The organism is Gemmiger sp. An120 (assembly GCF_002160955.1).
GTDB lineage: Bacteria > Bacillota > Clostridia > Oscillospirales > Ruminococcaceae > Gemmiger_A > Gemmiger_A avium.
Window position 1 is genome coordinate 66,474 of sequence record NZ_NFLN01000014.1, and the last position, 9,266, is coordinate 75,739.

Annotated in this window: 12 protein-coding genes; 4 read left to right on the forward strand and 8 right to left on the reverse strand. The window is 66.6% G+C overall.

What is annotated here, in order from left to right:
• Position 1 precedes the first annotated feature (1 nt).
• Positions 2 to 850: a hypothetical protein gene (locus B5E65_RS11680; RefSeq protein ID WP_087171945.1), complete on the forward strand. Its 849-nt coding sequence runs from the start codon at positions 2 to 4 to the stop codon at positions 848 to 850.
• Entirely contained in the window at positions 847 to 1,026 is a 180-nt protein-coding gene (locus tag B5E65_RS11685) for a hypothetical protein (RefSeq protein ID WP_087171946.1), read from the forward strand. The genes B5E65_RS11680 and B5E65_RS11685 overlap by 4 nt, the downstream gene beginning before the upstream one ends.
• 64 nt (positions 1,027 to 1,090) lie before the next feature.
• On the opposite strand, the gene B5E65_RS11690 is transcribed toward B5E65_RS11685, so the two are convergent.
• Positions 1,091 to 1,603, reverse strand: a complete 513-nt coding sequence (locus B5E65_RS11690; RefSeq protein WP_087171947.1) for a pyridoxamine 5'-phosphate oxidase family protein — start codon at positions 1,601 to 1,603, stop codon at positions 1,091 to 1,093.
• A gap of 242 nt (positions 1,604 to 1,845) precedes the next feature.
• Between B5E65_RS11690 and B5E65_RS11695 the strand changes: the two genes are divergently transcribed.
• Complete coding sequence (locus tag B5E65_RS11695; RefSeq protein ID WP_087171948.1) at positions 1,846 to 2,715, forward strand: DegV family protein; 870 nt, start codon at positions 1,846 to 1,848, stop codon at positions 2,713 to 2,715.
• A gap of 285 nt (positions 2,716 to 3,000) precedes the next feature.
• Here the strand turns inward: B5E65_RS11695 and B5E65_RS16725 are convergent, their stop codons facing one another.
• From B5E65_RS16725 to prmA, 3 genes are all read right to left on the reverse strand, one after another.
• The gene (locus tag B5E65_RS16725; protein WP_087171949.1) at positions 3,001 to 3,828 is read right to left on the reverse strand and encodes a M15 family metallopeptidase; all 828 of its coding nucleotides are present in this window, start codon (positions 3,826 to 3,828) and stop codon (positions 3,001 to 3,003) included.
• A 103-nt stretch (positions 3,829 to 3,931) separates the two neighbouring features.
• Entirely contained in the window at positions 3,932 to 4,663 is a 732-nt protein-coding gene (locus B5E65_RS11705) for an RsmE family RNA methyltransferase (RefSeq protein ID WP_087171950.1), read from the reverse strand.
• A gap of 3 nt (positions 4,664 to 4,666) precedes the next feature.
• A complete protein-coding gene (prmA, locus tag B5E65_RS11710; protein WP_087171951.1) occupies positions 4,667 to 5,587 on the reverse strand; it encodes a 50S ribosomal protein L11 methyltransferase in 921 nt (306 codons plus the stop codon).
• A gap of 103 nt (positions 5,588 to 5,690) precedes the next feature.
• Between prmA and B5E65_RS11715 the strand changes: the two genes are divergently transcribed.
• A complete protein-coding gene (locus B5E65_RS11715) occupies positions 5,691 to 6,149 on the forward strand; it encodes a hypothetical protein (RefSeq protein WP_087171952.1) in 459 nt (152 codons plus the stop codon).
• A gap of 86 nt (positions 6,150 to 6,235) precedes the next feature.
• Here B5E65_RS11715 and B5E65_RS11720 read toward each other — a convergent pair whose 3' ends face one another.
• The 4 genes from B5E65_RS11720 to B5E65_RS11735 are packed head-to-tail and all read right to left on the reverse strand — an operon-like array spanning position 6,236 to position 9,085.
• A complete protein-coding gene (locus tag B5E65_RS11720; RefSeq protein ID WP_087171953.1) occupies positions 6,236 to 6,589 on the reverse strand; it encodes a hypothetical protein in 354 nt (117 codons plus the stop codon).
• A 24-nt stretch (positions 6,590 to 6,613) separates the two neighbouring features.
• The gene (locus tag B5E65_RS11725) at positions 6,614 to 6,793 is read right to left on the reverse strand and encodes a hypothetical protein (protein ID WP_087171954.1); all 180 of its coding nucleotides are present in this window, start codon (positions 6,791 to 6,793) and stop codon (positions 6,614 to 6,616) included.
• Between the two features lie 15 nt (positions 6,794 to 6,808).
• A complete protein-coding gene (locus tag B5E65_RS11730; RefSeq protein ID WP_087171955.1) occupies positions 6,809 to 7,864 on the reverse strand; it encodes a hypothetical protein in 1,056 nt (351 codons plus the stop codon).
• A gap of 15 nt (positions 7,865 to 7,879) precedes the next feature.
• The gene (locus B5E65_RS11735) at positions 7,880 to 9,085 is read right to left on the reverse strand and encodes a phosphodiester glycosidase family protein (protein ID WP_206406306.1); all 1,206 of its coding nucleotides are present in this window, start codon (positions 9,083 to 9,085) and stop codon (positions 7,880 to 7,882) included.
• Positions 9,086 to 9,266 lie beyond the last annotated feature (181 nt).

A 9,266-nucleotide genomic window follows, 5' to 3' on the forward strand; every position in this document is an offset into this window, starting at 1 on the left:
CATGGCCAGCGCACGATACACCCTGAACATCAAGCCCGAGGACCTGATCCCGGACGAACCCCTGCCCCAGACCCGCAAACAGAAAATCCAGAACTGGCTGCACTACCATAAATGGTGGTTCATCGGCGGCGCGCTGGTGCTGCTGATCCTGGGGATGATCGTGCGGGACATGGTAACTGCCCCGGAATACGATTACACGATCGGCATTGTAACCGCCCAGATGCTGCCGGACCAGATTCTGGACGAGCTGAGCGACGCCTTTGCCACCCTGGCCGACGACCGGGACGGCAACGGCGAGGTGGCGGTGCAGGTGCAGCAGTACAACCTGCAGTTCACCGAAGAGACCGGCGAGAGCGGGGATTCTTCTTCGGCGGCGGGTTCCTCCGATCCGGCCGCTTCCGGGTACGAGGACACCTCCGGCGTACAGGCTGCGGGCAACCTGACCAACGCCTATGAGCGGATCGCCGCCATGACCCGGCTGACCGGGGATCTGTCCAGCGCCACCAGCTTTATCTACCTGACCGACGACCCGGCCGGGCTGCAGAACAACGCGCTGCTGTTCTGCTACACCGACGGCACCACCCCCGCCGAGGGCGCAACCGACGTGGAGAACATGACGGTGGCCTGGGCCGACACCCCCGCCGCCGATCTGGAACTGGAACCGCTGACCATGGCGGACGGCAGCCAGATGGATCTGCAGGAATGGATGAGCCAGTATTATTTTGGGTTTGTGGCCAACGCGGACAGCCGCACCTACCAGAAAGAGGATGTGCAGGCCTACCGGGCGGACAGCGGGCGGCTGTGGGAGGCCCTGACCGGGCTGCCCAATCCCGCCGGGGCGGCACAATGAGGCTGCCGGCGGCGCTGCGGCGGCTTCTGAGACGCGGCGAGTCCCCCCGGCCCGGCACACCGGCCCCGCCGGCCCGGGATAACCCCTACAGCCGGTATTTCACCGCCGACCCCACCCCGGACCAGATCGCCCGGCGGCTGCGCGGGCAGGAGCCGGACGACAAACCGGGCCGCTGAAAAACACAGGCAAAACAAAAACGGACGCTTTCCGCGGAAAGCGTCCGTTTTTTTGCGGGATGGATCAGCCGATGGGCATGACCTCCACGATCTTCAGGATGGTGTAGGCGTCGGTGATGTTCTCGTTGTTGGCTTTCAGCTCGGCCAGAACTTCCTCGTCCTCTTCCAGCTCTACCTTGAGAACCGCGCCCTGATGACGGCCTTCCTTGGTCTCGGCGGCGGGGTTGGTGATGTCGTAGCTGATCTCGGCAACCTTGTCGCGCAGCAGGTTGGCCTTGGTGGAGTTATCGGCAAAGCCGAACATGATGTGGCTGTCGTCCGCCACGCCGGGCACAAAGATGGCGATGTTGGGGGTGCCGTCGGCGTTGACGGTGGCCACATTGCACAGGCCGCTGTAGGCGCGCATGGCGTCCAGCACGGCGGCCTGGTCCAGGTTGGTGTACAGGTTGGTGTAGGTGCTGGCGGTGGCGGCAGCGTCGGCCTGCTGGCTGTTGCTGCTGCCGGAAGCGGCGTTGCCGCAGCCGGCCAGGGCCAGAACCAGGGCCAGGGCCAGCACGCAGATGATGGTACGTTTCATATTCAGAACTCCTCCTTCTATTCCTCCGGCCGGAAAGGTCTGCCGGAACGACCGGCCCGGACCGTGCCGGGCTTGTTTTCAGTTTAACATAGTCTGCCCTGTAAATCGAGTGCCGGGGCATGCCATAACTTTGCAAAATCAGAACTAACTGCCGGACAACGGGCGCCGCTCTTTCCAATTTGGGCGATTTGTTGTATAATAGACCCAATACAATCCACGTTTGAGAGAGAGGGACGCCCTTTATGGCCGAGTATGTAATTTTTACCGACTCCACCACCGATCTGACGCCGGAACTGGTAGCAGAGATGGATGTGCAGGTGCTGCCCATGCGGTTTATGCTGGACGGCAAGGAATACCGCAACTATCCCGATAACCGGGAACTTTCGCCCAAGGAATTTTACGACAAGCTGCGTGCCGGCAGCATGAGCACCACCAGCCAGATCAACAGCGTTGCCTTTATCGAGGCGTTCACCCCGGTGCTGGAGGCGGGCAAGGATATTCTGTATGTGGCGTTTTCCAGCGGGTTGTCCGGCACCTATCAGTCCGCCTGTCTGGCGGCGGAGGATCTGCGGGAGCAGTTCCCGGAGCGCACGATTGAATGCGTGGACACCCTGCAGGCCAGCATGGGCGAGGGGCTGGTGGCCTACGCCGCCGCGATGCTGAAAAAGGACGGTATGTCTCTGGCTGAGCTGGCCGCCTGGCTGCGGGAGAACGTACAGCGGTTCTGCGCCTGGTTCACGGTGGATGACCTGATGTTCCTGAAACGGGGCGGACGGCTTTCCGGCGTGGCCGCGGTGGCCGGGACCCTGCTGGGCATCAAGCCGGTGCTGCACGTGGATCCGGACGGGCACCTGATCGCCATGGAAAAGGTGCGCGGACGCAAGGCAAGCCTGGACGGGCTGGTGCGGCATTTTGAGACCAGCGCCGAAAATCACGCGGACCAGACCGTGTTCATCAGCCACGGCGACTGCCTGGAGGATTGCCAGTATGTGGCCGACAAGATCAAGGCCTTCGGCGTGAAGCGGATCTGCATCGGCACCATCGGCCCCGTGATCGGCGCCCACAGCGGCCCCGGCACCGTGGCGCTGTTCTTTACCGGAAGCCCGCGGTAAATTGGCTGAATCTGGGGGGACAACGTCCCCCGGCGCTGCGGGCGCAACAACGATGCGCCCGCCCGGCTGCGCCGACCGCGCTGCCGGTCCAAGGCCGCACCGCGGCCTTGGCTGCTTCGCAGACCCGGCACCCTCGGAAATCAGGGCCGGAATACTCCGTCCCGCACGAATAGTAAACAGGAAGGCCCGCGCTGAACCAAAAGGTTTGGCGCGGGCCTTCTATTGTATTTTTCCCTATGGCCGGAGTATTCCGGCCATGTGTTCCGGGGGGTATGGGGGGAGATGTTATCTCCCCCCATATTGGCCCAAATCTTCCCGGTACTCCTCCAGGCAGATACCCTGTTCGGTGATGCGGGCGGCGGCGGTACGGCCCACGTAGCGGTAATGCCAGCTCATGGGCGCCATACCGGTTTCCTGTTCGCACTCCTCCGTATACCGCTGGATAAACCCGTACTCGGCGGCGTGGGTTTCCAGCCAGGCCAGGGCTTCGGCGTTCATGCCGTCGGCGGGCAGCAGGTCGGCCCCCAGCCCCAGGTTATGCTCGCTGCATCCGCCGGGCGGCGTCCAGCGGGCCGCCTCGTCCGCCGCCCGGGCCGGCGCCATACCCGCCGCCGCCAGCTGGCGTTTTTTCTGTTCATATAAATTCTGCTGTCGATCGTTGTCCCGGTACCCGCACACCAGCCGCAGTTCGCAGCCCGCCGCCTTCGCGTCGGCCAGCATCCGTTCCAGCTCCCCGGCCGCCCGGGCGTCAAACTGCCCGCCCGCCACATCCGCCAGCTCCACCGCGAAATCCTCCGGCAGGGGACAGTCCGGCTTCACCAGCCGCAGCATCCAGCCCTCCGGCGTTTCGTCCACCGGGTCCGGCGTGGGCGTGGGGGAGGGGGCAGGCGTGGGCGTGGCCGTGGCCGCCGGCACCGGCTGCTGGGGCGGCGCCTGTACCGGCGCGGGCCGGGGTGTGGCGGTGGGGGCCGCGGTGGCCGCCGGGCGGCTCTCACTTTCGGTCACCGAGGGCGGGGCTGCCCACAGATCCAGCCCGGTGCGCAGGGTCCAGGCCGCCGCCACCGCCAGTACCGCCATCACCACGCTGCCGATCGCCCGGGAATTCCGCTTCATATGCCCCGCCCCCTGTCCGTGCCTTGTACGGGACAGTATGGCCCGGCGGCGGGCCGGTTATACGCAGAAACGCCCGGCCAATGGCCGGGCGTCCGGTTTTGACTTATTCCAGCTGGCCCCACAGGCACATGCAGGCGGCAAGGCCCGCCAGCGGGGCGGTTTCGCACCGCAGGATGCGGGGGCCCAGCCCCACCGGGACGGCCCCGGCGGCGATGAGCGCCTCGGCTTCCTCGGGGGAGAATCCGCCCTCCGCGCCGGTGATCAGGGCCGCGCGGCCCCCGGCGGGCGGGGCGGGCAGGGCCGCCTGCCGCAGCGGCTGGCCGCCCTTTTCGTAAAAGAACAGCACCCTGTCGAACTGGGGCACCAGGCGGCAGAGTTCCGGCACCGTGACCGGCATCGATACTTCGGGCAGGATGCCCCGGCCGCACTGTTTGGCGGCTTCGGCGGCGATGCGGGCGTAGCGCACATTCTTTTTATCCTCGTTTTTCGGGGCGGCCACGCAGAACCGGCTGAAAAACGGGGTGATGCGGGCCGCGCCCAGCTCCACCGATTTCTGGATGATGGTTTCCAGCTTGTCCTGCTTGGGGTACCCGGCAAAGACCGTGACCGCAAAGGGCGGTTCGGCGGCGCAGGGGCGGCGGGCGGTGATGCGCAGCTGCACGGTGTCCGGGTCGGCGGATTCCACCACCGCGTCGCAGTCGGTGCCCGCGCCGTCGCAGAGGATCACCTCATCCCCGGGCCGGGCCCGCAGCACCCGGGCCAGATGGTTCGCGTCCGCCCCTTCCAGAAAGGCGGTGTCGCCCTCGATGCGGGCGGCAAAATACCGGTGCGCCATGGCTCAGGCCTCGGGCAGGGTGCAGAGGAAGCACTCCCAGCCGTTCTTTTCCCGCACCTCGTACACCCGCAGCCCGGCGGCGGCCAGGCCCGCGGCCACCTCGTCCTTGCGGGTATCGATCACGCCGCTGGCCATGAAATGCCCGCCCGGGGCCAGCAGGCCCGGGATGGCCGGGGCCAGGCTCAAAATGGCGTTGGCCACGATGTTGGCGCAGATGATGTCATACTTGCCGCTGGCCTTGTCGCTCAGGCCGCCCACCAGCACGGTGAATTTATCCTGCACGCCGTTGAGGGCGGCGTTTTCCCCGGCGGTGCGCACGCACATGGGGTCGATGTCCACGCCCTCGGCGGTGCCGGCGCCCAGTTTCAGCGCGGCGATGGCCAGGATGCCGCTGCCGGTGCCGATGTCCAGCACCCGCTCGCCGCCCTGCACCAGCTGGTCCAGGGCTTCCAGGCAGAGGGAGGTGGTTTCATGGGTGCCGGTGCCGAAGGCCATGCCCGGGTCCAGGCGCAGCACGGCCCGGTCGGTGTCCATGGTTTCCCAGCTGGGCACCACGGCCAGGCGGTTGCCGATGGTCATGGCGTGGTAGAAGGCTTTCCAGCCGTTTTCCCAGTCTTCCTGTTCCACGCCGGCGGTGTCCAGGGTATAGTCGGCGCCGGCGGCGGCCAGACGGTCATGCAGCAGCTGCAATACCTGGGCGGGGTTTTCGTCGGGGGAGAGGTACATGTGCACGATGACCTTGTCCCGGTCCCGGGCCAGCAGCTCGGGCTCGATCAGGTCCACGTGGGCGATGGCCATGACCTGCTGTTCCAGGTCGGCGTAGTCTTCAATGTAGATGCCGCCGCCGGAAATGCCGGTGGCGATGGCTTCGGCGGTGTCGGCCCAGCGGCGGGGCACGGTGACGCGGATGTCGGTCCATTCCATAGGATTCGGGCTCCTTATTTCAAAGATGGGCGGCGAGGCCGCCGGATTGACACCAGTATACACCGGCTTTACAATAAAGGCAAACGAAAAGGAGGCACAAACCATGACCGCCCATCGTCTGACCCCGCGCCAGCTGGCCGCCGTATACCGCTGTCTGCGGCGGGATTTTCCCCTTGCGGAGCGCAAACCGCTCTGGATGATGCTGATCAGCCAGCGGCACGGTCGGTATGAACCCTATGTGTTCTGGGAGAAAGGGAGGCCGGTGGCCTATGGATTTCTGGCCACGGCGCCGGGATGCCGGTGGGCGCTGCTGGATTATCTGGCGGTGCAGCCCGCGGCCCGGCGGCGGATCGGGTTTTACCGGCGGGCGGGGGCGGTACCGCTGGGCCGGGACAGCCTGGTGTACGGGGTGCGGTACCGGCTGCTGGCGCTGCCCGCCCGGGGCGGAAAGGCGCCCGGCGGCGACGAGACGGTGCGGGCCATCCGCACGCTGTACCGGGCCATGCGCCCCGCCGGCGTGCCCTGCCTGCCGCTGCGGTTTTTTGAGACGGAAGAAAGCTGAACAGAACAAGGCCCGCGCCGAACCATACGGTTTTGCGCGGGCCTTGCCCATTTATTCAAATCCCCAGGGCCGGAGTATTCCGGCCCTTATTTCCGGGGTCTGGGGGGACGTTGTCCCCCCAGATCGGCTATTTCGGCCCTGCGGGCGCGGCGGAGCCGTTTTTTATACTGGCGGTCCAGCGCCCAGGTATACACGATCGAGGGCAGGGACACCAGCACCATCACAACACACTGGCCGCCCCAGGGCATGGCGCTGTTCCGCACCAGTACCCCGGCCAGCAGCCAGGGAATCCCCAGCAGAATCCAGGACAGCCCCAGCTGCCGGGTATACCGGGCCGTCCAGCGATGGCCCCGGTACCGGGCAGGCAGCCGCTGCCAGCCCGCCAGCCCCAGCAGGCCGTAGACCGTCCAGAACGCGCCCAGTATCAACAATACATCCATGCTTTTCCTTTCCGGGCTGTGCCGTCAATATCCCATCAGCACAAAATACACCACATACACCCAGCCCAGCAGACCGTGGAAGATGGCCCAGGGCACCGAATGCCAGGTGCAGAAACTCAGCACCATGGCCAGGGCGCTGCCGAAGCTGAGCCCCGTTTTGACCGTTTTCTGCACCACCGTGGTGCGGGGCGGCTGTTCATACATGGCGGGTTCCTCCTTTTATTCCGCTTCTTCCTGGGCGCCCACGTCCAGGCTTACCAGCTTCCAGTTTCCGTCGGTGCGCACCACCGCCATATGATACTGGCTGGGGTACTTGCGGTCCTCCAGGCCGGGCTTGGTGACCACAAAGGTAAAGGACACGTCCCCGGTCCAGGCGTCGGGGCCCGCGGCCACCACGTTCTGGATCTTCAGATCATCAAACCGCACGCCGGTATGGTTCACGTACCAGCCCACATAATACCCTTTCAGCCCCTTGTACAGGCTGGTATCCGGGTACAGGATGCGGGCCAGCTGGGTAAAGCTCACGTCCTCCGAAATGAACTGGGCGTACTGCTTGGCCGCCGTCTCCAAAAACTGCGAGGCTTCGGCCTGGCCCGCTTCGTCCACCGGCAGGCCCGCCGTGACCGTGTGCTTTTCGTCATCCCGCACCACCGGGCAATCGGCGCCGTTGTTGGTGGCCGTGACCTGGGGCGCGGCGTACAGGCCGCTCACCGTCCAGCGCATCACGCGGGGGGCCGCGTTACCCATATCCTCAAATCCGGCGGCAGGGGAATCCTCCCCGCCGGTGAGAGGCGTGCCGTTCACCGACACCTCCACCCCCGCCGGGGCGGTCACGGTGTAGTCCGGCAGGGTTTCCAGCGCGGGGGCCGCCCGCCAGCCGCTGCCCTCCGGGGTCAGGGTGAACCGGGCGGTCACCTTGCCGTCCACCGCCAGGGCATACTTCACCGCGTCCCCCTGCTTGTCGCCCTTTACAAAGGCCAGCCGGTCCCGGTCCTGGGGGATCTCCGCCAGGGCGTCCCGGGCCGCGCCCGCCCAGCTTTCCAGCGTGGCGGCGCCCTGGGGCGTATAGCCCGCCGCCTGGGCCAGGGCCTCGTCGCTGCCGGTGCGGGCGGTCTCCAGCAGGGTCAGGATCGCGTGTTCCGGGGTGGACAGCTCATATTTTTCCAGCGCGCCCCAGAGCAGCGCCAGCAGCAGCCCGCCCAGCAGCGCCAGGAACAGCGCCCAGCCCGCCAGCATCCGGCCAAAGGGCACGGATCGTTTTTTTGTTTTTGCCATGGGGAATGTTCTCCTTTACATCACGATAAAGGCGGTGGGCAGCCGCCGGGGGCCGTAGAGCGAAGCGCACACGTTGATGGTTTCGCCCTGATACACCATCTGGGTGCTGGAACCGCCGTCCAGGTTGGCGGCGTTGATGGCCCCGTAGTCCAGCATGACCTGGATACAGTCCTCATAGCTGGCGCCCAGGCTCTGGGGCTGGCGGCCGTCGATGGTCAGCAGCAGCACCGCGCCGTCCGCCCGCTGGCCAATGACGGTGCGGGGGTTCAGGCCGCCGCCGCTGCCGGTGACCTCCGCCGGCTCGCCGTTTACGATGAACACCGGACCGAAGCTCAGCGCGTCCCGGATGCCCCGGTCCAGCGCCTCCTGGCCGGTCATGGTGCCCACCACCAGGTGGTTCTCGTTGTCAAAGCCGATCACCGAGGTGGCGCTGTTCAGCCCGCCGGCCAGCAGCTTGCCGTCCCGGATGACCAGCCCCAGCGGCATACCGCCGTTGCCCACGCCGTTCAGGTCCTGGAACCCGCCGCCGTTGATGCCGGCCACCGCGCCGGCCTCCTCCACGTATTCCAGCAGCCGTTTGCCGGACACATCCGGCGAGAAGCTGTCCAAACTGGCCACCTTGACCCGGGAGGGATCATGCACGATCATCATTTTGCCCTTGAAAGAGGGACCGCTCACGTCCTCGATCTCGATGGTATCCAGGGGAAGCGCGTCCTCCGACTGGGTGAAGTCCACCGAGGTATCGGTGACCGCCCCGGAATCCAGCACGCCGTTCTTGGCCCGGATGGCCTCGATGCGGCTTTCCTCAAAAAAGATGCGGGGGATGAACTTGAGGGCGCTGGTTTCCATGCAGGTGTTGACAAACAGGTCCCGGGCGCTGGGGCTGGGACCCAGGCAGATCACCGCGCTGGCACCCAGGCAGAACACCAGCAGCATCCCCAGGGTGACCCCCAGGCCCGCCAGGGCACGCAGCACCGGGTTGGCCTTGCGCCGGGGCCGGGAAGCCTGCCGGGCGGAAGCCGTCTGCGGTGCAGTGGCCGTCTGCCGGGCGGTGGCCGCCTGCCGGGCAGGAGACGTCTGCCGGGGCGAAGCCGTTTGCCCGGTTTGCCCTGCCTGCGAAGCCCCCGCCGGGGCGCGGCGGATGTGCCGCGGGTTGGAGGCGGTGGTGCGCTGCACCCGCTGGGGTGCGCGGTATACGTGACGTTCGGTATCCTTGTTCATGGGGGATTCTCCTTATCGGTTGCGGTACTTGCGGCGGGCCCGGCGGCGGCGCACAGCCCGGCGGCGGGCCGCGATGGCCAGAACCAGCAGCACCAGGGCCAGCACGCCCAGCACCGCCGCGGCGATCCAGACCAGGCCGCCCGAGGGGGCGGCGGGTTCGGGCCGGGGCTCGGCGGTAGGG

What these genes read in the sequence shown, in the direction of transcription:
- B5E65_RS11730 (WP_087171955.1), bottom strand. Translation starts at nt 7,864, where the DNA reads ATGGCAAAAACAAAAAAACGATCCGTGCCCTTTGGCCGGATGCTGGCG.
- B5E65_RS16725 (WP_087171949.1), bottom strand. Translation starts at nt 3,828, where the DNA reads ATGAAGCGGAATTCCCGGGCGATCGGCAGCGTGGTGATGGCGGTACTG.
- B5E65_RS11720 (WP_087171953.1), bottom strand. Translation starts at nt 6,589, where the DNA reads ATGGATGTATTGTTGATACTGGGCGCGTTCTGGACGGTCTACGGCCTG.
- B5E65_RS11690 (WP_087171947.1), bottom strand. Translation starts at nt 1,603, where the DNA reads ATGAAACGTACCATCATCTGCGTGCTGGCCCTGGCCCTGGTTCTGGCC.
- B5E65_RS11685 (WP_087171946.1), top strand. Translation starts at nt 847, where the DNA reads ATGAGGCTGCCGGCGGCGCTGCGGCGGCTTCTGAGACGCGGCGAGTCC.
- B5E65_RS11735 (WP_206406306.1), bottom strand. Translation starts at nt 9,085, where the DNA reads ATGAACAAGGATACCGAACGTCACGTATACCGCGCACCCCAGCGGGTG.
- B5E65_RS11695 (WP_087171948.1), top strand. Translation starts at nt 1,846, where the DNA reads ATGGCCGAGTATGTAATTTTTACCGACTCCACCACCGATCTGACGCCG.
- B5E65_RS11680 (WP_087171945.1), top strand. Translation starts at nt 2, where the DNA reads ATGGCCAGCGCACGATACACCCTGAACATCAAGCCCGAGGACCTGATC.
- prmA (WP_087171951.1), bottom strand. Translation starts at nt 5,587, where the DNA reads ATGGAATGGACCGACATCCGCGTCACCGTGCCCCGCCGCTGGGCCGAC.
- B5E65_RS11725 (WP_087171954.1), bottom strand. Translation starts at nt 6,793, where the DNA reads ATGTATGAACAGCCGCCCCGCACCACGGTGGTGCAGAAAACGGTCAAA.
- B5E65_RS11705 (WP_087171950.1), bottom strand. Translation starts at nt 4,663, where the DNA reads ATGGCGCACCGGTATTTTGCCGCCCGCATCGAGGGCGACACCGCCTTT.
- B5E65_RS11715 (WP_087171952.1), top strand. Translation starts at nt 5,691, where the DNA reads ATGACCGCCCATCGTCTGACCCCGCGCCAGCTGGCCGCCGTATACCGC.